At 71.0% G+C, this 24,676-nt stretch carries 13 protein-coding genes; 12 read left to right on the top strand and 1 reads right to left on the bottom strand.

The features are described from left to right. Positions 1 to 24: 24 nt before the first annotated feature. Positions 25 to 1,044, bottom strand: coding sequence for a hypothetical protein (locus tag KZC52_RS08225; protein ID WP_247623554.1), 1,020 nt, complete (start codon positions 1,042 to 1,044; stop codon positions 25 to 27). A gap of 76 nt (positions 1,045 to 1,120) precedes the next feature. Between KZC52_RS08225 and KZC52_RS08220 the strand changes: the two genes are divergently transcribed. From KZC52_RS08220 to KZC52_RS08165, 12 genes are all read left to right on the top strand, one after another. Beyond that, positions 1,121 to 1,450, top strand: a complete 330-nt coding sequence (locus tag KZC52_RS08220) for a hypothetical protein (protein ID WP_247623553.1) — start codon at positions 1,121 to 1,123, stop codon at positions 1,448 to 1,450. 52 nt (positions 1,451 to 1,502) lie between these two features. Next, a complete protein-coding gene (locus KZC52_RS08215; RefSeq protein WP_247623552.1) occupies positions 1,503 to 2,549 on the top strand; it encodes an NAD(P)-dependent alcohol dehydrogenase in 1,047 nt (348 codons plus the stop codon). A 115-nt stretch (positions 2,550 to 2,664) separates the two neighbouring features. After that, positions 2,665 to 3,234 (top strand): DNA-3-methyladenine glycosylase I, encoded by a 570-nt coding sequence (locus tag KZC52_RS08210; protein WP_247623551.1) that lies wholly within the window; start codon positions 2,665 to 2,667, stop codon positions 3,232 to 3,234. Between the two features lie 109 nt (positions 3,235 to 3,343). Further along, positions 3,344 to 4,477: a serine/threonine-protein kinase gene (locus KZC52_RS08205; protein WP_247623550.1), complete on the top strand. Its 1,134-nt coding sequence runs from the start codon at positions 3,344 to 3,346 to the stop codon at positions 4,475 to 4,477. After that, on the top strand, positions 4,477 to 10,419 hold the full coding sequence (locus KZC52_RS08200; RefSeq protein WP_247623549.1) for an Ig-like domain-containing protein: 5,943 nt from the start codon (positions 4,477 to 4,479) through the stop codon (positions 10,417 to 10,419). Before KZC52_RS08205 ends, KZC52_RS08200 begins: the two co-directional genes overlap by 1 nt. Before the next feature lie 37 nt (positions 10,420 to 10,456). After that, positions 10,457 to 11,446, top strand: a complete 990-nt coding sequence (locus tag KZC52_RS08195; RefSeq protein WP_247632997.1) for an AAA family ATPase — start codon at positions 10,457 to 10,459, stop codon at positions 11,444 to 11,446. Beyond that, the gene (locus KZC52_RS08190; protein ID WP_247623548.1) at positions 11,443 to 12,813 is read left to right on the top strand and encodes a DUF58 domain-containing protein; all 1,371 of its coding nucleotides are present in this window, start codon (positions 11,443 to 11,445) and stop codon (positions 12,811 to 12,813) included. The genes KZC52_RS08195 and KZC52_RS08190 overlap by 4 nt, the downstream gene beginning before the upstream one ends. After that, positions 12,810 to 15,359, top strand: coding sequence for a transglutaminase domain-containing protein (locus KZC52_RS08185; RefSeq protein WP_247623547.1), 2,550 nt, complete (start codon positions 12,810 to 12,812; stop codon positions 15,357 to 15,359). The genes KZC52_RS08190 and KZC52_RS08185 overlap by 4 nt, the downstream gene beginning before the upstream one ends. Continuing rightward, positions 15,356 to 16,900 carry a DUF5684 domain-containing protein gene (locus KZC52_RS08180; RefSeq protein ID WP_247623546.1) on the top strand — a complete coding sequence of 515 codons (1,545 nt, stop codon included), beginning with the start codon at positions 15,356 to 15,358 and terminating at the stop codon, positions 16,898 to 16,900. Before KZC52_RS08185 ends, KZC52_RS08180 begins: the two co-directional genes overlap by 4 nt. Next, positions 16,897 to 17,724 carry a PP2C family protein-serine/threonine phosphatase gene (locus KZC52_RS08175; protein WP_247623545.1) on the top strand — a complete coding sequence of 276 codons (828 nt, stop codon included), beginning with the start codon at positions 16,897 to 16,899 and terminating at the stop codon, positions 17,722 to 17,724. The genes KZC52_RS08180 and KZC52_RS08175 overlap by 4 nt, the downstream gene beginning before the upstream one ends. Continuing rightward, positions 17,721 to 18,434, top strand: a complete 714-nt coding sequence (locus tag KZC52_RS08170; RefSeq protein ID WP_247623544.1) for a hypothetical protein — start codon at positions 17,721 to 17,723, stop codon at positions 18,432 to 18,434. The genes KZC52_RS08175 and KZC52_RS08170 overlap by 4 nt, the downstream gene beginning before the upstream one ends. A gap of 152 nt (positions 18,435 to 18,586) precedes the next feature. Beyond that, complete coding sequence (locus KZC52_RS08165) at positions 18,587 to 24,676, top strand: Ig-like domain-containing protein (protein ID WP_247623543.1); 6,090 nt, start codon at positions 18,587 to 18,589, stop codon at positions 24,674 to 24,676.

The following is a 24,676-nucleotide window of genomic DNA, read 5'->3' as shown; positions in this document are numbered from 1 at the left end:
GCCCTTTTCGCCGATTCTCCGGAGTTATGAACGGGTCGGACCGGTGCCCGGGGCGGGCGGGTAGGTCGGAATCGCCGGGGAGTGCGCCGCAGGACCCATCCCCGTGCCCGGGAAGTACTGTGCGGGCGACGGCGGGTAGATCGGATGCTGACCCGGGAGCTGCCCGGACGACGAAGCCGCGACCGGGGCTGCCGGGGTCTGCTGCGCCCGCGAGCGAACCCGTTGCAGCACGAACGTATAAGAGAGGTACAAGAAAGCCACTGCCGTGCCGGTGCCGAAGAGCAGAAGGGCCGGGAGCGTGCTGCTGATCTCCCGCGGCAACTGGAACAGCGCAGGGAAGAACACGTCAGGGAGAAGCACAAGCGCGTTGACCACGAGAAGCGCGAGCGCGGGCAGCAGGAGCGCGAACGGCGACCAGCGCGTCACCGCGATCCCGATCACCACGAGGATCACCCCACCGAGCACCGAGGCCACGGCGACGGGCTGCACGGCCATCTCGAAGCGCTGGTAGGCGTACAGCATCCCGGTTCCGATCCCCCAGGCGAGGAGTCCCGCGCCGAAAGCGAGCAGGACGGGGGCGAGGATGCCGCCGACGATGCCGAGGCCCGCACCCTTGGTCTCGGGGCGTCGACGCGCGAGGGCCAGGACCACCCCCATCGTTCCGAGCGCGGGGAAGAGCACGAGCGGCACGCCGTAGATGATGCCGTCGGTCCACTCGAGGGGGAGGCGGACCGCGCGCTGCGAGGTGATCAGCGCGGCCGGGAACATCGCGAAGACGATCGGTGCGAGGGAGAGCACGCCGACCGCGATGAGACCCGCCGAGCTCCAGATCCCCGTGATCACCACGGCGACGAGCAGCAGGATGCCGAGGACCTGCAGTGCGGTCGGTCCGGCCAGCTCCGCGAGGTCGAGCTCACGGGCGTATTGGAAGACCGAGGACATCCAGACCCGGCCCCCTCCGGCGAGGAGTCCGGCGCCGACGGGCGCGAGAACCACGGCGACGATGACGGTCAGGACACGCGCGAGCGCGGACGATCGGTACATGGGACTTCCCCTCCAGAGTCTCGTGCTCACCGTATCGACTCGGGGCCGTTGCGCGGAAGACGGGATAATCGTCGGCATGAGCTTTCTCTGGCGGTACTTCCGTCGCGAGGTCGACTATTCGTCACTCGATGACGGCACGCCCGACGACGACGCCCCGCTCCCGGCGCCGTCACGGGCCGGGCGAGTGCTCGCCTGCACCGTGGTGATCCTGTTCGGCGCGGTCTTCCTCGTCGCCGTGGTGGCCGTCGGCATCCGGGTCGAGTGGGTGCTGACCGACACGATCCCCTGGCGCAATACCGAGATCTGGGCCTGGCCGCCCATGGTCTTCTGCGCGATCGTCGGCGTGGCCGTGACCGGCTTCGGCGTGCGTCTGCTGATGACGGCGATCCGCGGTCCGCGACTCTGAGAAGACGCGACTCTGAGAAGAGGGGACAGGCGGCGCGGGTAACGTCGTGTGCATGACCCGCGTGAACGCCTATGCCGCCCCCTCCGAAGCCGCTCCCCTCGAGAAGACGACGATCGAGCGGCGAGAGCTCGGCCCCCACGATGTTCTGATCGATGTCGCCTTCGCCGGCATCTGCCATTCCGACATCCACACGGTGCGGGGCGACTGGGGTGCCCGCGAGTACCCTCTCGCGCCGGGACACGAGATCACCGGCACGGTCGCGGCCATCGGTGCCGAGGTCACGAAGCACGCGGTCGGCGACCGCGTCGGTGTCGGCTGCATGGTCAACTCCTGTGGGGAGTGCGACCAGTGCCGGCGCGGCGAGGAGCAGTTCTGCCGCAACGGCGCCGTCTTCACCTACGGCAGCGTCGACCGCGACGGCACGATCACGCAGGGCGGCTACTCCGAGAAGGTCGTCGTGACGGAGGGCTTCGTCGTGAGGATCCCGGATGCGCTCGCGCTCGATGTCGCCGCGCCCCTGCTGTGCGCGGGCATCACGACCTACTCGCCCCTGCGGCACGCGGAGGTCGGGCCGGATTCGCGGGTGGCGGTCGTGGGTCTCGGCGGGCTCGGCCACATGGGCGTGCAGATCGCTCACGCGCTCGGAGCGGAGGTCACCGTTCTCTCCCAGACGCTGAGCAAGAAGGACGACGGTCTGCGCCTGGGCGCCGACCACTATTACGCGACGAGCGACGACGACACGTTCCGCTCGCTGCGCGGCTCGTTCGACATGATCCTCAATACGGTCAGCGCGCCGATCGATCTGCGATCGTACCTGGGAATGCTCGACGTCGACGGGGCGATGGTGTGCGTGGGGATGCCGTCCGATGCGCTTCCCCTGTTCGTCGGATCGCTCATCGGCGGACGCAAGTCGATCTCCGGCTCCAACATCGGCGGCATCCGCGAGACGCAGGAGATGCTCGACTTCTGCGCCGAGAAGGGCATCGCCGCCGAGATCGAGGTGATCCCGGCATCCGACATCAACGCCGCCTACGAGCGCGTGCTCGCGTCGGACGTGCGCTACCGCTTCGTGATCGACGCCTCCACCTTCGCCGCCTGAGGTCCGCGGGGTGGGCCCTTCGACAAGCTCAGGGACCCAGTGCTTTGGGTCGCTGAGCCTGTCGAAGCGCCCCACCGCGAGGGGCCGTGTCGGTGCCCGCCGCTAGCGTGGGGGCATGAGCTCGTTGATCACCGGTCCCGACGAACGCGCGCGCTGCGGCTGGGTGGGTGACGACGCCGAGTACCGCCGCTATCACGACGAGGAGTGGGGCACCCCGTTGCACGGCAATCGGGCCCTCTTCGAGAAGATGGCGCTCGAGGGCTTCCAAGCCGGTCTGTCGTGGATCACGATCCTGCGCAAGCGCCCGCGATTCCGCGAGGTGTTCGCAGGGTTCGACCCGGCGGTCGTCGCGGAGTTCGGCGACGACGACGTCGAGCGCCTGATGGGCGACGCCGGCATCATCCGTAACCGGGCGAAGATCCTGGCGACGATCGGCAATGCGCAACTCGTGCGCGACATGGCCGAGGGCGAGCTCGACGAGCTGATGTGGTCGTTCGCGCCGCCGGCATCCGACACGCGCCCGGCGTCGTTCGCCGATGTGCCGGCGGTGACCGCGGAGTCGACCGCGATGAGCAAGGAACTGCGCAAGCGGGGGTTCCGCTTCGTCGGCGCGACGACCATGTACGCGCTGATGCAGTCGGCGGGAATGGTCGACGATCACATCGAGGGATGCTGGCGCGCCTGAGCGCGTCGCCGGTCGCGGTTATACTCGTGCGCGGGGGAACCCGCGGTGCGCTCGTGCCGCGGCGCTTTCGATGCGACCCCCGTCGATGACAATTCCCGGGGGAGGGCGAGTGGCGAAGCGGATTGCCTCCACGCCTCCGGTGCTGTCGGGCTACAGCTACGTGCGCCCGCTGGGCTCCGGTGGATTCGCCGACGTCTTCCTCTACGAGCAGGACATGCCCCGCCGCGTCGCCGCGGTGAAGGTGCTGCTGGCGGATGCCGTGAACTCCGACGTGCTGCGCGCGTTCAACGTCGAGGCCGACATCTCCGCCCGCCTCAGCGCGCATCCGTCGATCGTCACGATCTATCAGGCGTCGATCTCGTCGGACGGGCGCCCGTACTTCGCGATGGAGTACTGCCCCGACACGATGAGCGCCCGCTACAAGAAGGCACCGCTGCCGCTCGCCGAGGTGCTCGATATCGGCGTGCGCATCGCCGGCGCGCTCGAGACCGTGCACCGGGCGGGGCTGCTGCATCGCGACATCAAGCCCTCGAACGTGCTCATCAACTCGCTCGGTGCGCCGGTGCTCGCCGACTTCGGCATCGCGGCCGCGGTGCTCGACGAGGGCGACTCCGAGACCATCGCGATGTCGATCCCGTGGAGCGCCCCCGAGGTGCTGCAGGAGAAGGTGTCGGGCTCGGTACCCAGCGAGGTCTGGAGCCTCGGGGCGACGCTGTACACCCTCCTTTCCAGCCGCAGCCCCTTCGAGCGCGACGACCGTGCGTCGAACACGCGTGAGCTGCTCACGCAGCGCATCGTGAAGGCCAAGTACACACCGCTGCCGATCGCGGGCATGCCGAAGGTCATCGACGAGATCCTCGCCACGGCGATGGAGAAGGATCCGGCGCGCCGGTTCCCGAGCATGGCCGCGTTCGCCGACCGTCTGCGTCATGCGCAGTACGAGCTCGGCATCGCGCCCACCGCCTTCGAGGCGGCATCCGCCGAGTGGGCCGCGGCCTCGCCGGTCAGTTTCTCGGATGCCGCGCCCCGCGGCCCCGTCGTCACCACCGTCGCTCCCGACTCCCGTCGCGCCGCACGCGCCGCGAAGCAGCAGGGCGCTGCCCGTGACCGCGACGACCTGCCGGTCGCGACCCGGGCCCCGTCGCGTTCTCCGCTCGTCGCCGGAGTGATCGGCGCGCTCGTGGGCGCTGTCGTGATCGCGGGCGTCGGCGTCGGCATCCTCTTCCTCACCGGGGTCCTGTGATGGCGATCGGCGAACGCGACCGCACCGCGACGAGGCCCCGCTCCCGCGGGCGCGTCATCGCCGCGATCTCGGGCGTCGCGGCTCTCGCCGTGGTCGTCACCCTCGCCGTCACGGCGCAGGGCTACCAGTCGCAGGAGGTGCCCCGTCTGGAATCGGCCGTCTGGGTCATGCGCGACAGCGGCCAGTACGCGCGGGTCAACACCGACCTCGCCGAGATCGACACGGTGCGCAACGTCGACGATCCCGAAGCCGTGTGGCAGAGCGGTTCCTCGGCCGTGCTCTACGCACAGGGCAACCGCCAGCGCTGGGACCTCGATCCCGCGAGCCCCGGAGACCTGATCGCGGATGCCGGCGACGAGGGCACTCCTCTCGCCTCCGAGCCGACCCCGGCCGGAACCCGCGAGATCGTGTCGGCCGGGCCGTACGTGGCCTATCGCACCGACACCGGACAGGTCTCGGTCACCACCCTCGACGCGGGGGCGGGCACGGCTCTGGTCGACCCCTTCGCCGCGGTCGAGGTCGAGGAGGGCGAGGACCCGCCGTCGTACACGGCCAATGCGATCGGCCTCTCGCCCGAGGGCGTGCTCGCGCTCTACTCGGCCGAAGAGGGCGCGGTGCGCCGGTTCGACATCGATGAGCACCGCTTCCTCGGAGACGGTGCCGAGGTGTCCGACGCCCCCGAGGGCGGTGACGGTCTCGAGCTCACCGTGGTCGGCGATCGCTGGGCGATGCTCCAGGCCGCGGAAGGGCGACTCTGGACGTCGGGCGCCGACGCCCCGATCACGATCGACGTCGCCGAGGGCGCACGACTGCAGGCGGGCGCGGCATCCGGTGACGACGTCGTCGTCGCGGACTCCGACGGTCTCGTTTCGGTGGCGCTCGCCTCGGGCGACTCGGAGCGTATCGCCGAAGCATCCGGCGTCCCCGCGCGCCCTGTCGTGGTCGGCACGACGACCTACGCCGCTTGGCTCGACACCGGGTCCGGCACCCTGTGGGCCGGCGGCGAGACCACGTCGCTGTCCGTCCCCGACGACGCGCTCGAGTCCGCGACCATCGAACCCGTCTTCCAGGGCAACGGCGACCGCGTGGTGCTCAGCGAGATCGGCACCGGTCTGCTCTGGACGGCACCGGACGGCGTGCTCATCCCGCTCGAGCAGTGGGCGATCGACGACGACACCGAGCAGCAGGAGGGCACGATCATCGTCGAGGACGTGGCGGAGCAGATGCCGCCCGTCGCCGTCGACGACTCGTTCGGCGTGCGGGCCGGCGAGCAGGTCATCCTGCCCGTGCTTCTCAACGACCACGATCCGAACAAGAAGGACGTCCTGACGATCGACCCCGAGTCGGTGTCGGCGGGGCTCGGCGACGACGGCTTCGGTCGGCTGTCGCTCGTGTCCGACGGACAGTCGCTCGTCGTCGACGTGACCGCGACGAGCGGACAGACCTCCTTCACGTACGCCGTGACCGACGGGGCCGCGGTGTCGCCGCCCGCCACCGTCACGCTCACCGTCGTCGATCCCGGGGTGAACTCCGCCCCGGTCTGGTGCGGTGTCGACGCGTGCCAGCAGGAGTGGCCGACACCGCAGCTGCTTCCGGGCGGCAGCACGGTCGTCTCGGCGCTGTCGGGATGGGTCGACCCCGAGGGCGATCCCTTCGTGCTCGTCGACGCCTACGAGACCGACTCCGCCGCCCCCGTGATGGTCGTTCCCATGGCCGACGGTCGGGTCGCGATCCGTCACACAGACCCGAACGCCTCGGATGCCGTCATCCCCGTGACCGTCGTGGTCGAAGACGTGCACGGTGCGCGCGCCGAGAAGAACCTCGACGTGCAGGTCACCGGCAGCCCCGCGCTCCTCGCCTCGCCGGTCGCGCTGACCGCGCGGGTGGGGGAGCCCCAGTCGATCCGCATCTCCGATCACCTCTCCGGGGGCTCCGGGTCGTACCGCCTGGTCGACGCCGTGCAGACGGCGGCGACGGCGGCGGGCCTCGAGGTCGCGCCGAACCTCGCCTCCGGCGACGTCGAGCTCACGGTCGCCGAGCCCGGTCAGTACGTCGTGACGTACACCGCACAGGATGCCACGACGCAGGCCGAGCAGTCGGCCGTGATCCGCATCACGGCGGTCGACGGGGCGGCTCCCCTCGCGATGGCTCCGCTCACCGCTTTCGTGCGCGAGGGCGAGGACACCACGGTCGACGTGCTCAGTGCCGTGCAGAACACGACGGGCCGCGTGCTCATGCTCTCGGGAGCCGAGAGCTCGTCGCCCCAGTTGAGCGTGCGCGTCGTCAACAACGAGAGCATCCGCGTCAACGGCACGACCGACGACGGCGAGCCGGGCGTGATCGGCCGTGCACGCGTCACCGTCGCCGACGGCTCGGGTGCGGCCGTCGAGGGAACGGTCACCGTCTTCCTCACGCCGCCGTCGACCGTCACCCGCCCGATCGTCTTCCCCGACGCGATCACCGTGCGGGCGGGGTCGCTCACCCGCATCAACGTGACCGCCAACGACGTCGCACCGCGGGGCGAACCCCTCGTCGTGCAGCCCGAGGTGACCGGTTCGGGTGAGGCGGGAGAGCTCGTCTTCGCCGACGGCAACGCGCTCCGCTATCTCGCCCCGTCGACGCCCGGCACGTACCGGCTCACCTACTCGGTGTCGCTCGAGCGCAACCCGTCCCTCTCCGACGACGGCGCCGTGACGGTGACCGTCGTGCCGCCGGGCACCAACCGTGCTCCCACGCCCACCACGCTCACCGGTCGGGTGCTCAGCGGGCAGACCGTCTCGCTGTCGGTGCCCGCCACCGGGATGGACAGCGACGGCGACCGCGTCGTGCTCGCCGGCATCGATCAGCCCGGCAAGGGCGCCGGCACGGCCACGATCTCGGCGCGCGGCGACTCGATCGTCTACCGCGCTCCGGCCGGAGGCGTCGACGGCGGCCAGGCGACCTTCCGTTACACCGTGCGCGATCCGCAGGGCGAGACGGGCACCGGACTCGTGCGGATCGGCGTGCTCGACGCCGACATCGACGATGCGGCCCCGGTGACCTTCAGCGACTACGTGCGCGTCGAGGCCGGGTCGTCGACGCCGATCGTGCTCGACCCCCGGGCGAACGATCTCGACCCGGCGCAGGGCGACCTCGAGATCACCGAACTGGTGCCCAACGCTCCGCCCGTCGCCGGCAACCCGCTCTACGAGCGGCTGAAGTCGCTGATCGACCCCGACACGTCGCTCGAAGACGGACGCGTCGTGCTGCGCGCGGGCGACGTGGCGGGCACGAACTCCTACTTCTACACGGTGACGTCGAGCCGCACGCAGAGCACCGCGCAGGGCCTCATCGTCGTCTCGGTGACCGATGGCGCCGTGACCGACCAGCCCACCGTCGCCGACACGGTGCTCACCGCGCGCGACCGCGACGATCTCGCCGACCGCGGCATCGACGTCGTCACCGACCGGGTCAGCTGGCCGTCGGGCGACGCGAGCTCGCTGAAGCTCAGCCTCTGGGGTGACCAGCCCGGCTTCTCGGCGCAGGGCGACCGCATCGTCGGCGCGGCCCCGGCCGAGGGCACCCTCGTGCCGTTCCAGCTCACGGGCACCGCTGCGGGCGGACGCGACGTCGTCGCCTACGGGTTCCTGCACATCCCCGCGTTCGACGACATGCAGGTGCAGATCACGCCGGGCGCGACCCCGGTCGTGGTCGACGAAGACGCCGAGGCGACGTTCACCGTTGCCGACTACCTCGACCTCGCGGCGAGCGACGCGGTCGAGATCGGAACGGGCGAGTTCACCACGCAGCGCGCCGCCGCGGTCTGCCTCCCCGCAGGCGGGGGAGAGGCGACCTATCGCGCCGGCCGCGAGTCGCCCTGGTCCGACACGTGCCTCGTGCCGGTGCGGCTCCAGGGCCAGGAGCGCTGGTCGTACATCGACGTGCCCATCAGCATCCGTCCCGCCGAGCCGCAACTGCTGCTCTCGTCGATCGCCCACACCGTCGCGCCGGGCGCGAGCGCGGACTTCGACCTCTACGCGAACATGGCGAGCTGGGAGGGCGGCCGCGAAGGCGACGCCCGTTCGCTCGACTTCCGCACGGTCTACAGCGGCGCCTCGTTCACGGTCACGCAGAACGGCCCGACGCTCACCGTCGAGGCGCACGCCGACGCGCGGCCCGGCTCCGCCGAGGCCGTCGAGGTGACCGTCTCGCAGTACGGCGAGGCCGCGGCATCCGTGCGTCTGGTCGTCGGTGCGGCGCCGCCGGATGCTCCGCGCGGGGCGACCTTCACGAAGCAGTGCGTCGTGACCAGCCCCAGTTGCTCGATCGACGTCGTCGACATCGCCGGCGAGTACGACCCGTTCGCGGGCAAGCAGGGCTCCGGCTTGAAGCTGGTGTCGCTCGGCTCCGGCGCCCGGTGCGACGTCGCGACGCTCGCCGCGTCGGGAGAGCGCGCGATCACCGCGAGCTGGCCCGGCGGCGGGCAGGCTCCCGGCGGGCAGTGCGTGGTGCCGTTCGTGGTGGCGGATGCTCAGGGCCGCACCGGCACGGGCACCCTCACCCTCGATCTGCAGGGCTACCCGCAGGCGCCGGCGAGCGTCACGACCGTCGGGTACACGCGCTCGACCGTCGTGCTCGAGGTGCCGCTCGGTGAGGCCGGACGCGCGCACCCCTCGGTGACCGGCGTGACGATCCAGCAGGACGGCGCGGCCGCGAACGCCTCGTGCGGGCCGGCCGGTGGCGGCCTGTACCGCTGCACGGTGAACGGCCTGGTCAACGGCGAACCGCATGCGTTCACGGCATCCGCGGTCAACTCCGTCGGTGCATCGGCTCCGACCTCCGCGCACACCAGCTGGGCGTACGCGGCGCCGACGGTGTCGAACGCGACGGCGACGCCGGTGTATGTGGCCGGCACGACCAGCCGGACACAGGGTGTCGTGAGCCTCTCGATCGATGCCCCCGATGACGCGCGCTCGTTCCGCGTCGAGGAGACGGGGCAGGTCATCGATCGCACGGGCGGAACGACGGCGGCCCAGATCACGCTCGCTCCGGGTGCGCAGACGCTCACGATCGTGCCGATCAGCCAGTTCCAGCCGCCGACCGGCAACGCGGGCAACGAGGGTGGCGCGTTCACCACGCAGGCGACGGTGGCGGGAACTGTGTTCTTCGATCCGTCGCACACGGATGCCAGGCCGTCGTCCAACACCTCGATCAGCATCGCCTCTCCTGGCACCGGAGCAGCACAGGCGAACGGCAGCGCGCTCGGCGTGAACGTGACCTACGTCGCGTGGCGCTCCGGCACCGTCTCGTGCACGGCCGGCCCCAGCGGGGAACTCCGGGTGTCGGGAGCCGAGAAGCAATCCCCCTCTCCCTCGTTGGACGGGCTGGTCGAGTACCAGCTGTACAACGTCAAGGCATGCGCCTCGAACGGCTACGGCGTCAGCGAGACCTCTGCCACACAGGTGTTCACCTTCACGTCGGTCGAGGGCCCCGGAGGTGACACGAGCTATCGCGTCGCGACGACGCCGAACCAGAGCGGAAACTCGTACTCCTACCCGCTCGAACGCGGACCGTCGATCTCGGTGCGCGACGGGTTCGCGGCACAGTACAACGTCTACGGCACGTGGCGCTCGGAGTTCTCGTTGACCGCCGACACCGCACCCGCCCAGGTGCTCGCACAGGCATGCCACACGTTCGTGACGGGGTACTGCTCGGCACCGGTGCAGATCACCGCCCAAACCGTGCCCACGATCGTCAACGTCCAGTTCCGCGAATGCCTGCCCGAGAACATCGCCGACGTCGTGAGCGTCTCGGGCGCGGCGAGCGGGTCGCATCTGCCTCCCGCCGCGGTGGCGGTCGACCCCGCGGCGCCCGAGGGCGCCTATGACATCACCCTCACCTGGACAGGTGCGTACGGGCAGCTGGATGCCATCACGCACCGCGTCCCCGCCCCCTGCCCCTGACCCGTCCGAGACCATCGAGAAGAATACTGTTGCTCCTATGCCTGCTTCCTCCGCTGCACCCGTGACCATCGCCCCCGAACAGGCCGCCTGGTTCGCCGAGACGTTCTCGATCCTCACCGGCAACGTCGAGCAGGTCGTGCTCGGCAAGCGCCACATCGTCGAGCTGGTGCTCGCGGCGGGCATCAGCGGGGGGCACGTGCTGCTCGAGGACTACCCGGGCACCGGCAAGACCGCGCTCGCCCGGGCCATCGGCCAGACCATCTCGGGCACGAGCACGCGCATCCAGTTCACCCCCGACCTGCTCCCCGGCGACGTCACGGGCATCACCGTGTACGACCAGAAGGAGGGCACGTTCGAGTTCCACGCGGGTCCGGTGTTCGCGAACATCGTGCTCGCCGACGAGATCAACCGCGCGAGCCCCAAGACGCAGTCCGCGCTGCTCGAGGTCATGGAGGAGGGCACCGTCACGGTCGACGGCGTCACCCGCCCGGTCGGCTCGCCGTTCCTCGTGATGGCGACGCAGAACCCCATCGAGCAGGGCGGTACCTACCGTCTGCCCGAGGCGCAGCTCGACCGCTTCATGATCAAGACGTCGATCGGCTACCCCGATGACGCGGCGACCATGCGCATCCTGCAGGGTGCGGCGCAGCCGACCCGCGTGCTCGACGGCATCGTCGGCACAGACACCATCCTGACGATGACCGAGATGGCGCGCGGCGTGTACGTGAACCCGCTCGTCTCGGACTACATCATGCGCATCGTCGACGCCACGCGCCGGGCATCCGAGGTGCGTCTGGGGGCCAGCGTGCGCGGTGCGATCGCGCTGTCGCGGCTCGTGATGACCTGGGCCGCGAAGAACGGGCGCACCTACGCCACCCCCGACGACGTGCGCGAGCTCGCCGTCGTCGCTCTGGCGCACCGACTCGTGCTCGAGCCCGAGGCCGAGTTCGACGGCGTGACCGCGGTGGCCGTGGTCGGCCAGATCCTGCTCGACGTCGAACCCCCGCGCGAGAACGGCACTGCGTGAGCTTCAACACCGAATCGCGCCTGACCCGCACCACCGCCGGCACGTCGACCTCGACGCGCACGGCGACGGTGACGCGGTACTCGCGTACGCGCCGCGGCCCCGTGCGGGGAGCGGTGTTCGGCATGCGCCGAGCGGCTCGCACCGTGACGCGCGCCGGTCGTCGCACGGCCGGCTGGGTGCGCGAGACGGTGACGGCCGCGGGGATGCTCGTGGCCGCGGCCCTGGTACTCGGCGTCGTCGCGGGACTGCTCTTCGGCTGGGTCGAGGCGTGGGCCGTGGCCGCGATCGCGCTGGTGCTCCTGATCGTGTGCGTGCCCTTCGTGCTGGGCGCGCACGACTACCGCATTCACCTCGCTCTCGACCGTGATCGTGTGGTCGCGGGGGCTGAGATCGGCGCGACGCTCGACGTGCGCAACAACGGCACCCGCCTGTCGCTGCCCGGCGTGGTCGACGTTCCGGTCGGCGAGGGCCTGGTCGAGGCGCACGTGCCGCTGCTGCGCCCCGACGGGCACCACCGCGAAGAGCTCACGATCGCGGCGCACCGTCGCGGCGTGATCGACGTCGGGCCGATGACGATCACGCGTGGCGACCCGATCGGCATCCTCCGCCGCGAGATGCGCTGGCCCGAGGTGCAGCGCATCCATGTGCACCCGGTCACCGTGCGCATCCCGAGCACCAGTGCGGGGCTCATCCGCGACCTCGACGGCACCCCCAGCACGACGCTCGTCGACGCCGACCTGTCGTTCCACGCCGTGCGCGAGTACGTCGTGGGCGACTCGCAGCGCCACGTGCACTGGAAGTCGACCGCCAAGACCGGCACGATCATGGTGCGGCAGTACGAGGAGTCCCGGCACGCCCGCATCGCGATCATCCTCGACCTCGACGCCGAGTCGTACGACAGCGACGACGAGTTCGAGAACACGGTGAGCGCCGCGGCATCCCTCGCGCTGCAGGGCGTGCGCGACGGCCGCGACGTGCTGTTCTCGGTGAGCAACGAGATCCCCGAGCACAGTCGCACCGAGGTGCTGTCGATCCGCACCCTTCCGACCGTCACCCCGAAGGCGATGCTCGACGCGACCTCGACCCTCGACGCGTCCGACCGGGTCATGCGCCTCGAGGCCGTGGCAGCGCTGACGGTGCAGTCTTACCCCGACCTCTCGATCGGCTTCCTGCTCACCGGATCGCGCACACCGCTCGAGCGACTGCGGCACGCCGCGGTGAAGCTGCCCGCCCAGGTCGACGCCGTCGCCGTGCGCAGCGAGCTCGGCGAGCAGCCCACGATGCGCACGGCCCGCGAGCTGTCGGTCATGACCCTCGGAGCGCTCGGCGATCTGCCGCAGATGCTGGCCCGAGGAGCGCTCCGATGAGCGGCACGCGCACGCCTCTCCGGGGTGCGAACGGCCCCGCACTCCGGTTCTCGGCCCTCACGTTCTGGGCGCTCGGTTTCGTGGCGGTCGGCATCGCGCTCGCGACGGCCGCCGCCTGGCCGGTGTACGAGTCGCCGCGCGCGCTCGTCGTCGGTGTCGCCGGCGGCCTGCTCGGGATGGGGGTGGCGGTCCTCGCGCGGATGCTGCGCTGGGGCGCTCTGCTCGCCGCGCTCGCGGCCGTGGCGATGTACCTGATCGTCGCCGTCCCCCTGGCGATCCCCTCGGCGCTGTCGTCGGTGCCCGCGTTCCTCGGCGGCCTGCGCGACGCCGTGTTCGGCGTCGTGCTCGGCTGGAAGCAGATGCTGACCCTGGCCCCGCCGCTCGGCGAGTACCAGGCGGTGCTCATCCCGTTCCTCGTCGTGATGCTGTTCGGCGGATTCCTCGCGACCTTCCTCGCCCTCCATCCCGGGCGTCGTGCCCTGGCGGCGGTCCCGGTCGTCGCCGCGATGAGCGTCTTCGGAGTGGCCTTCGGGTTGAGCGCGACGAGTTCGCCGGTCGTCGTCTTCGGCATCGAGGTGCCCGCTCCGCGCGAGTGGCTCATCGGGGTGGGGGTGTTCGCCGCCGCCCTGGTCTGGGTGATCGGCCGGGCGCGCATCGAGCGGGCGCAGGCGCTGCGCATCGTCGCGGCGACCGGCGTCTCGCGCCGGGCGGCACCGGTGTGGCTCAGCATCCGCCGGCACCTGCTCGCGGGCGCGCTCGTGGTCGTCGCGCTCGTCGCCGGCGTCGCGGCGGCCCCCGTCGCCGCCGGCTGGACCGACCGATCGGTGCTGCGCGACGAGGTCGAGCCGATGATCGTCGTGCAGCAGCAGACCAGCCCACTCGGCTCTTACCGCGCGTGGTTCGCGGGGGATCGCCTCGACGAGACCGTGTTCGGCGTGCAGGGCGACCCCGGAGCCGTCGATCGCGTCCGTCTCGTCACGCTCGACGCTTACGACGGCAACGACTTCCACATCGCCGAGGACGACCGCTTCAGCCGGCTCCCGCGCACGGCCGGCCCGGGCGAGGGTCGTATCGCGCTCGACATCACGGTGGGCGATGCCTACCGGGGCATCTGGGTTCCGACCCCCGCCGGACTCGCCGAGGCGCCGGCGTTCGCCGGATCACGGGCGGATGCTCTCGCCGACGGGTTCCACATCGACGCCGACGGCGACACGGCCATCACGATCGCGGATGCTCCGGGCGGGGGGAGCGGCTTGGTTCCGGGCGACCGGTACTCGGTGCTCGTCGACGCTCCGGCCACCGGCGACGGGATCGCGCCGCTGCAGGGCGGCGACTCGACGCTCGACGCCGACGCGTTCCCCGCGCTGGTCGAGTGGGCCGAGATGCAGGAGCAGCCGCGCACCGGCGCCGGCTACGTCGAACTGATCGACCGACTGCGCTCGCGCGGCTACCTCAGCCACGCGGTGCTCGACGACGCCGCGTCGGCCGGGTGGATCGCCGCACTCGACGGGGCGGAGGGCTACGGCTTCGCCTCGAGCTATGCCGGTCACTCGGCGGCGCGCATCGAAGAGGTCTTCACCGCGATGGTCGAGCAGGAGCGGCGGGCCGGGTCGGATGCCGCGCCCGAGCTGCTCGTGTCGGCGATCGGAGACGACGAGCAGTTCTCGACGGCCGCCGCGCTGCTCGCCGAGCACTGGGGCCTCGAGTCGCGCGTGGTCATCGGTGCGCGTCTCGCGGGCGCCGAGGAGGTGCCCGGCATCCCGGCCTGCACCGAGGTCTGCACGGGCGAGAGCATGAGCGCCTGGGTCGAGGTGCGGTCCACCGGCGGCGAATGGATGCCGATCGACGTCACGCCGCAGTACGCGATGCTGCCGAGTGCGATCACCGAGGGCGAGCAGTTGCCCGAGCATCCGACCGTGCCGGAGCAGCCGCGCTCGGAGGCGCTCGATCCGCCGCAGGCGCAGAGCGACTCGAACGACGACGCTCCGCCGCTGGAGGCCCCCGAATCGGAGTTCCTGGCCGTTCTGCTGCCGATCCTGCGCGCCGTCGGTCTCGGCGTCCTCGCGCTCGTGCTCCTGGCGCTTCCCCTGCTGGTGCTGTTGATCGCGAAGGGCCGCCGGGCACGCGCACGGCGCGACGCCGGTGATCCCGAGGTGCGGCTCGCGGGCGCCTGGGAAGAGCTCGTCGACCTGTACACCGATCACGACGTCGCCCTGCAGACCCAGGGCACGCGCGTGCAGCGCGCCCGGTCGACCGATCGCTCGGCCGCTGTGCGGCTCGCGGTGCTCGTCGACCGCGGCATCTTCGCGGGGCATCCGCCCACCGATGCGGATGCCGTCGCCGCCTGGCAGATCGTCGACGACGAACGAGCCGCGCTGTCGACGGCCGACAGCCGGTGGCGGCGGCTGGTCGCGCGGGTGCGCCTCACCTCGTTGCTGAGCCGGGCGAGGCCGACGAGCGGTCCTCGTTTCGCGGGTCGCCGTCCGGTGATCGGTACGCTCGCAGTAGCCGGTTCGCCCCACGACCGGCAGAAGGAGACCCTATGACACCGTCAGCAGAGTCCGGACTGCTCTCGATGCTCCTCATCGGATGGGGTGTCGGCCTGCTCCTCGGCCTCGGGATCTACGTCTGGTACGCGGTGGCGCTGTCGCGCCTGTTCCCGCGGCTCGGGGGAGAGGCGTGGAAGGGCTGGGTGCCCATCCTCAACGAGGCCGAGATCCTCGCGCGCGGAGGCGTCGCCGCCTGGAAGGTCGTGTTCTACCTGATCCCGATCGTGCAGATCTACGGCATCTATCTCAAGGTGATCGCGACGCATCGGATCAACCAGCAGTTCGGTCGCGGCGCCGGGTCGACGGTGCTCGCGATCCTGCTGCCGCCCGTGTGGGCGACGATCCTCGCCGCCGGGGCGCCGCCGTACCCGGAGGGCGACCGCCTCGCGGCCCTGCAGCCGGGGCCGCGCCGCACGCCCCAGCCGCTGCTCGAACCGACCACCGGAGACACCCGCGACTATGCGCTCCCGGCCTTCGCGCCGCAGCGCCCCGCTTCCGCACACGCCGGAGCGGCTCCGTCGGGGGGATTCATCCCGGCCCCGCGCTCGACGAACGCCGGGTCGGAGGCATCCGCCCCGCCCGCCGGGAACGCCGGGATCCCGGCCGAGTGGCAGGCGTTCGCCCCCGCCCCGCAGGCTCCCGCGTCTGCGCCTCAGCCCCCGGTTCCGCAGTCTTCCACGCCCGAGCCTTCCGTGGCCGCGCCGTCCGAGGCCGCGCCGCAGCCGCCTGCCCCCGCCCCGCAGCCGCCGGCTCCGTCCTTTGCTCCGCCCACGGCACCCGCTCCGCAGCCGCCGGTCGTCTCCGCTCCGGCCGCGCCGCCGGCCGCTCCGCCCGCTCCGGCCGCCGCCCCGGTGCCTCTCGCCGCTCCGGCCGCACCCGCGGGTCCCGCCGAGGAGTTCCCGCTGCCGCCCGCCTTCGCCCCGACCCCGCCCGTCTTCACGCCCCCGGCGCCCCCGGCCGCTCCGGCCGCGACGGTGCCGCCCGTGACGGAGACCCCGGCACCCGGAATCCGTCCCGTCCCCCTGATCGCCACTCCTCCGGTCGCTCCCGCCGCGCCGACCGAGACGTCGGCGGCGGAGGCTCTGCTCGCGCACGACGCCGAGTCCGACGACCTGCTCGCCGACGACCTCGCACAGACGATCATCAAGCCCCGCCAGGTCGCCGTCGACGACGACCTCGAGGCGACCGTCGTCGTGGCACGCAAGCGCGGAGTGCGTCGCTCACTCGTGCTCGACGATGGCCGCAGCTTCGCGCTCTCGGGCGCGAGCGTCGTGATCGGACGCAACCCGGTGGGCGATCCGGGCGAGCAGCGTCTGTCGATCACCGATGCGACCCGCACCCTCTCGAAGACCCACGCGCGACTCGTCGTCACCGATGACGAGTGGCGGCTGACCGATCTGCACGCGACCAACGGCGTCGTCGTGGTGGCCGAGGACGGCACCGAGGTGCTGCTCGACCCGGGCGAGAGCGTGGTCGGAACCGGACGCTTCATCCTCGGCGAGGTCGGGATGCACGTGATCGCGGAGCGCGATTCGTGACCGTCGAACAGGTCGTCCTCAATGTCGCGTCACTGACCGACACCGGTCTCAAGCGCGCCGCGAACGAGGACTCCCTGCTCACCGCGGCCCCCGTGTTCCTCGTGGCCGACGGCATGGGCGGGCACGAGGCCGGCGACCGGGCGAGCGCCGCGGTGGTCGCCGCCTTCGAGCCACTCCGGGGCACCGCCGTCACGATCGATGACGTGCGTCTGGCGCTGGGACGCGCGACCGCCGTGGTCGAGTCGATCGCCGCCGCGCACAAGCAGGGAGCCGGCAGCACGGTCTCGGGCGTGGCCCTGGTCGAGCACGAAGGACTGCCGCACTGGCTCGTCTTCAACGTCGGCGACTCGCGGGTCTACCGCCATCACGCCAACGATCTCGTGCAGCTGACGATCGATCACTCGCTCGGCCAGGAGATGGTCGACGCGGGCGAGATGCGTCCCGAAGACCTCGCGACCTTCGCGCAGCGCAACATCATCACCCGCGCGATCGGCGCGGCCGACAGCGAGGCCGACAGCTGGCTCCTCCCGGTGATCGACGGCGAGCGCCTGCTGCTCTGCTCCGACGGTCTCAGCGGCGAGGTGAGCGACGAGGCGATCCGCGCCACCCTCACGATGTGCGGACGCCCGGAGACCGCGGCATCCGCTCTGGTGCGCCGGGCGCTGCAGGCGGGCGGACGCGACAACGTCTCGGTCGTCGTGATCGACGTCGTCGCCGGCGGCCTGCGCGCCGGCCGTGACGACGACACGGCCGGCCGGTTGGCGGTGTCGGTCGGCACCGATTCGATGCTCGAGGGCACGACGATCCCGGTGCGCGCGCGATGACCGACGAGAGCATCGACGAGGAGACCGTCATCGTCACGCGACGCGACCGTCGTCGCGCGGTCGAGCAGGCGGAGTCCGTGCAGGCGGATGCCGAGTCGCAGCCGGCGTCGTCGCAGACGGATGCCGGGGCGCACGTCGAGGAAGACAACGAGGCGACGGTGCTCGTCGGGCGCTCCCGCCCCGCGGCATCCGACATCGACGAGGCGACCATCGTCGTCGACCGTACCCGCGACACATCGTCGGACGATGACCACGAGGCGACCGTCGTGGTCGACCGCGCCCGCCCGGCATCGTTCGAGCCGGACGAGTCGACGGTCGTCGTCGATCGCTCGGGCGGCGCTGCCGTCGCGCCGTCGGGTCTGGAGGAGACGATCGTGCGTCCCCGGCGCGGCCTGCGTCGCCGGCGGACCACGGTGTTCGATGATCCGTCCGACCTCGATGCGACGATCCCTCGGGGACCGGTCTCGTTCGAGCGCCCCACCGAGCCCGAGCCGCCGGCGATCTACAAGCCCCGCCCGGCTCCCCTCGTGCCGAAGGCCCCGCCCGCGGTCGGCGGCGGTCCGGCACCGACCCGCATCGAGGACCCGGGGCTCCCATCCGTGGCGCGGCAGGGAGTGCGCCGCAGTCGCACGGCGCTCCTCGCCTTCGTCGGTGCGTGCGCGGTGTCGGTCGCGGGGCTCGTGACGCTCGGCTTCGTCGTCTTCGCCTGACGCCGCGACGCTTCGCCTGACACGTACCGAACCGCATGGGGAACTCTCCCCATGCGGCGGTATTCCAGCGCGCGGTTAGGATGATCAGGTGCGCCGAGCGGCCCGAGGCCGTTCGGCCCCAGTCGAGCACGGACCTGTGGGGGGAACACGGAATGAAGGCGCTGTCCTGGATGCGCGCGCGACCGAAGACGCTGGCGTCCGCCGCCGGCGTCACCGTCGGTGTGATCGCGATCACCACCATGGCCTTCACCTACGAAGGCTTCCCGACCACCAAGGTCGACCTGAACGACGGCGGTGTCTGGATCACCAAGACGTCGAGCCTGCTGGTCGGCCACTTCAACCATGAGTCCACGGTGCTCGACGGCGGGCTGCGCACGACGGGTGAGAACTACGACATCCTGCAGGATGCCACGAACATCCTCGTCGTCGACGAGAGCGCCTCCACGATGACCGCGGTCGATCCCGCCCGCGTCGCCCTCGGCGATTCGGCCGCGATCCCCGCCGCCTCGAAGGTCGCCCTCGGCAACCGCACCACCGCGATCCTCGATCAGAAGACGGGCGAGCTGTGGGTCGTCCCCGTGCAGGGCGTGCCCGGGTTCGAACCCGAGGTGCAGGACCCGGTCGCCGAGCTCGGCGCCGACGCCGACGTCGCGGTCGGTACCGACGGAACCGTCTACGGTCTCTCGGCCGAGCGGGGCGAGGTCGTCACGGTCCCCGTCGACGCCGAGGGAGAGGCGGGCGCCCCCTCGGCCGCGTCCGTCGGCGAGATCGACACCTCCGCACGGCCCACCATCACCGTGGTCGGCACGACCCCGGTCGTGCTCGACGCCGCAGCCGGCATCGTCACCTCTCCCGGCGGCTTCCGCGCCGAACTCCCCGGGGCGAACGAGGCGGTGCTGCAGCAGGCATCCGCCGAGACGGATGCCGTCGCCATCGCCACCCCGGATGCCCTGGTGCGTCTGCCCTTCGACGGCAGCGAGCCGAGCACGACCCAGGCCGGGGGCACCGGAACTCCCACCGCGCCGGTCTGGCTGCGCGGCTGCACGTACGGCGCCTGGGCGGGGACGGCGACGTTCATCCGCGAATGCCCCGGCAGCACCAACGACGTCAATGCGACGGTCGAGGGCGCCGAGGAGTCGCAGAGCCTGGTGTTCCGCGTGAACCGCGACGTCATCATCCTCAACGACGCCGTCGGCGGTGCGGCCTGGCTGGCCGACGAGAGCCTGCAGCGCGTCGATAACTGGAACGACCTCACCCCGCCCGAGGGCGAGACCGAGAACGAGGACGACTCCACCGAGGAGACCGTCGAGACGACTCTGCCCGAGCGCAAGGAGGAGAACACCCCTCCGATCGCCGAGGACGACTCGTTCGGCGTGCGCCCCGGTGTCACGACCATGCTCCCGGTGCTCGATAACGACAACGACCCCGACGGCGACGTGCTGGTCGCCACGCTGGTCGAGGCGCAGCCGTCGATCGGAGAGATCCAGCAGGTGCAGAACGGCGGTTCGCTGCAGATCGCCGTCGCAGAGGATGCGAAGGGCTCGGCGACCTTCACCTACGAGGCCGACGACGGTCGGGACGGCAAGGACACGGCGACCGTCACCCTCACGGTTTACGACGAGAGCATCAACACCGCTCCCGTGCCCAAGCGCAAGACGAGCCTCACGATCGAGACCGGCGGCACGGTCTCGTACAACATCCTCCCGGACTGGATCGATCCCGAAGGCGACGACGTCTATCTGAAGGACGTCGTCCCCGCTCCCGGTGACGAGGTCGACTTCAGCACCGACGGCCAGATCACCTACAAGGCCACCGCGAGTCTGCAGGGCCGCAAGGAGGTGCAGGTCACGGTCGCCGACGGCTACGGCGAGAGCGCGACGGCATCCCTCACCCTCGACGTGCGCCCCGAGGGATCGACGAAACCGAAGACGAACGCCGATCACGTGGTGACCCGCGTCGGCGAGCAGGTCACGATCGCCCCGCTCGCGAACGACACCAGTTCGGGCCGCGAGCCACTGCGCCTCGGTCGCGTGAGCGAGGTGACCGGCGCCACCGTGCTGCCCGACGCCCCGAACAAGACGTTCACCTTCAGCGCCGACAAGGCCGACACCTACTACGTGCTGTACCTTGCGACGGCCGGTCCCGAGAACGGCGAGGGCATCGTGCGCGTCGACGTGCTCGAGGCGACCGAGACCGATCTGCCCCCGGTCGCCGTGCGCGACGTCGCACTTCTGCCCACCGGTGGCGACGTGCTCGTGGGTGTGCTCGCGAACGACGTCGACCCCGCGGGCGGCATCCTCGTCGTGCAGTCGGTGTCGATCGAGGAGGACTCCGGCATCTCTGTGTCGGTCATCAACCACGAGACGTTGCGCATCACCGACCAGGGTGCGCTGACCGATCAGGCGCGCATCACGTATCGCATCTCGAACGGCTCGAAGTCGGCCGAGGGTGAGGTCGTGGTCATCCCGATCCCGGCGCCCGACAAGTTGCTCCAACCCGTCGTGAACGATGACACCGCGACCGTGCGCGCGGGTGACGTCGTCACGATTCCGGTGCTCGACAATGACACCCACCCGAATGACGACGTGCTGCACGTCGTGCCCGAGCTCGTCGAGCCGCTCGTCGATCCCGAGGACGGCGAGGCCTTCGTGTCGCAGGACACGGTGCGCTTCAAGGCCGGCCCGGTCGCGAAGACGGTCTACCTGACCTACGAAGCCGTCGATTCACGTCAACAGAAGGATGCCGGCTACGTCACCATCCAGATCCTGCCGGTCGACGAGGAGACGAACGCCGCTCCGCGCCCGCAGGACCTCGTGGCGCGGGTGCTCGCCGGGTCGACCGCCAACATCGCGGTGCCGCTCGACGGCATCGACGCCGACGGCGACTCGGTCGAGCTGATCGACATCGCCTCCAACCCGACCAAGGGCCGCATCACCGAGACCGCGCAGAACTACTTCACCTACGAGGCCTTCGACGGCTCGGCCGGTGTCGACGTGTTCAAGTACCGCGTGCGCGATCGCCTCGGCAAGGAGGGCATCGCGACGATCCGCGTCGGCATCGCCCCCGCCGAGAAGGTCAACCAGGCGCCGTATGCGGTGAAGGATGCCGTCGTCGTGCGACCCGGTCGTGAGATCGCCGTGCCCGTGATGGAGAACGACTCCGACCCCGAGGGCGACAAGATCGTGCTGGTCGAAGACGGCCTCGAGGTGCCCACCGAGACGGGCATCGAAGCGCGCGTCTCGGGCGATCGCGTGCTCGTGCAGGCGCCGGATCGTCCGCTCGAGACCTCGCTGCAGTACACGATCCGCGACACCCGCGGCGCGACCGCGACCGCCGCGCTGCAGATCACGGTCGACGACGACGTGCCGCTGCAGGCGCCGATCGCCCGCGACGACCGCGTGCGGCCCACCGACCTCACCGAGGGGACGATGGATGCCGACATCGACATCCTCGCGAACGATGAAGACCCCGACGGCACCACCGATCGGCTCGAGGTGACCCTCGGTGAGGGCGCGACGCAGCTGGAGAACGGGATGGTGCGGGTCACCGTCACGGAAGAGCTCCAGCTCATCCGTTACACCCTCACCGACCAGGACGGCCTCGAGGCATCCGCGTTCATCTTCGTGCCGGCCGAATCCGACCTGCGCCCGATCCTCGACTCCACCGAGCCGCTCGAGGTCATGAGCGGCGAGACCAAGGAAGTGCCGCTCGCCGACTACGTGACGGTCGCCGGCGGCGGCACGGCCCGCATCACCGAGCACGCCCGCGTGAGCGCCGTGCACGCGAACGGCGCTGACCTCGTGCAGGACGAGACCACGCTGGTCTACACCTCGGCCGACGGCTACTTCGGGCAGGACGCGCTCACCTTCGAGGTCACCGACGGCACCGGGCCCGACGACCCCGAGGGGCGCAAGGCCACGCTGAGCATCCCGATCAACGTGCTGCCGCCCGACAACCAGCAGCCCGAGTTCATCGGCACCGAGATGGTCGTCGCCGCGGGCGAGGACCCCGTGAGCCTCGATCTCGTGCCGCTGACGACCGACCCCGATCCCGAAGACGCCGGCGTGCACACGTACAAGTACGTCAGCGGCGCGGGCGACGGCATCAGCGCGCGGATCGACGGACAGGAGCTGCTCGTCGAGGCGGGCTCGGATGTCGCGAAGGGCACGGTCGCCTCGCTCAAGCTCGAGATCTCCGACGGCACGACCGACCCCGTCGAGGGCACGGTGACGGTGCGCGTCGGGGCGTCGACGCGTCCGCTCCCGGCCGCCAACACCGACACGATCTCGGAGGCCGACCAGGGCAAGAGCATCACGGTGCCCGTGCTCGCGAACGACTTCAACCCGTTCCCCGAGACGCCGCTCAAGCTCATGAACGCGTCGACCGAGTCGGGGTCGGGCGGTGCCGAGGTGCAGGGCGACGAGGTCGTGGTGACTCCCGCCGCGGACTTCGTCGGCACCATGGTCGTGCGCTACCGCATCCAGGACGCCACGAAGGATCCCGACCGCGAGGCCAACGGCCAGATCATCGTGACCGTGCAGGGTGTGCCGGATGCCCCGGGCACTCCCACCGTGTCGAGCGTGCAGGATCGCACGGTCGTCGTCTCGTACGGCGCACCCTCGAACAACGGCGCCGAGATCACGAAGTACACGGTGCGCTCGGTGACCGGCAATCCGTACTCGAAGGAGTGCGGCTCGACGACCTGCACCCTCGACGGCCTCACCAACAACGTCGAGTACTCGTTCCAGGTCACGGCCACCAACCGCGTCGGCGAGTCCGAGCCCTCGGGCGGCTCGGCGATCGCGCGGCCGGACGCGCGCCCCGACACCCCGAACCCGCCGACCCTGAAGTTCGGCGACAAGTCGCTCGACGTGAGCTGGCAGACGCCCACCACCCCGGGGTCGCCGGTCGAGAGCTACACCCTCGAGATCTCGCCCGCCCCGCCGTCCGGCGTGACGCAGAAGCAGGTCACGGGCAACTCCATGACCTGGGAGGGCCTCGAGAACGGCGGCAACTACCAGGTGCGCGTTCAGGCCCACAATCGTGCGCCCGAGCCGTCGAGCTGGAGCGGATGGTCGGCATCCGAGATCCCGGCAGGGCCCCCGATGCCCGCCGCCGCGCCCACGACCGCCGAGATCCAGGGCGTCGGCAACCAGGCGCAGATGCAGGTCTCGTGGGAGCCCGGCAGCGCCAACGGTGACGCGATCGACTCCTTCCAGCTCGAGGTGTGGGAGGGCAACACCCTCCGCAACACCCTCACTCCGAATGCAGGAGCGCGCACGCAGGCGGTCACGGTCTCGACCTCCGAGACGCCGTACACCTACCGCATCCGCGCGATCAACAAGGCGGGCTGGGGTGAGTGGAGCCCGATGTCGGCGCCGCGCCGTGGCGTCAACAAGCCCAGTGCGCCGTCGTTCTCGTCGGTCACCGACGGCGACCGGGCACTCACGCTCGCGTGGACGCAGGGTGCGCGCAACGGCGCCCGTGAGAACGAGGTGCAGTACCAGTACTCGCTCAACGGCGGGGGGAGCTGGGCAGGCATCCCGGGCAACAACGTGATCTCGGGCCTCACCAACGGCACGACCTACAACGTGGTGCTGCGCGCGGTCGCCACCGTCGACGGCACGACTTACGCCAGCGACGGCTCTGCCACGCGGTCGGGCCGTCCCTACGGGCCGCTCAGTCAGCCGGGGCTCTCGACCCGCCAGAACGCGACGAGCGTCACGTTCGAGTGGAACGGCAACCAGTCGATGAACGGCCGCGAGCTGAGCTCGGTGCAGATCCGGATCGACAGCGGCGGATGGGAGGACGTCGGCGCGACCGGCTCGCGCACGGTCGGCAACGGCTACAGCCAGCAGCACTCCATCACGGTGCGCGTGACGGACTCCGCCGGTCAGACGATCGAACGATCCGCCAGCGAGACCTCCGGCTCGAAGCCGCCGCCCAAGGCCTGGGTCACCTCGAGCGGTAACGCGAACGGCCAAGACAACTGCAACGACGGCACCTGCGCGTACTTCTACGTCACGATGCGCGACTTCCCGCCCAACAAGACCATGTACCTGCAGTGTGCGAGCAACGCGCCCGCACCCTACGGCGGCACGTTCGGCGGACGTAACGTCACCACCGACGGCAACGGCAACTTCGAGCAGCAGATCGGCTGCTATCTCGGCATGCGCCGCGGAACGATCGAGGCCTGGGTCGTCATCGACGGCACGGCCTACGAGCACAGGGTCTGGCAGTGA

The organism is Microbacterium galbinum (genome assembly GCF_023091225.1).
Lineage (GTDB): Bacteria > Actinomycetota > Actinomycetes > Actinomycetales > Microbacteriaceae > Microbacterium > Microbacterium galbinum.
The sequence above is the reverse complement of the archived record's forward strand: the minus strand, read 5'-3'. Positions and strand labels throughout refer to the sequence as shown.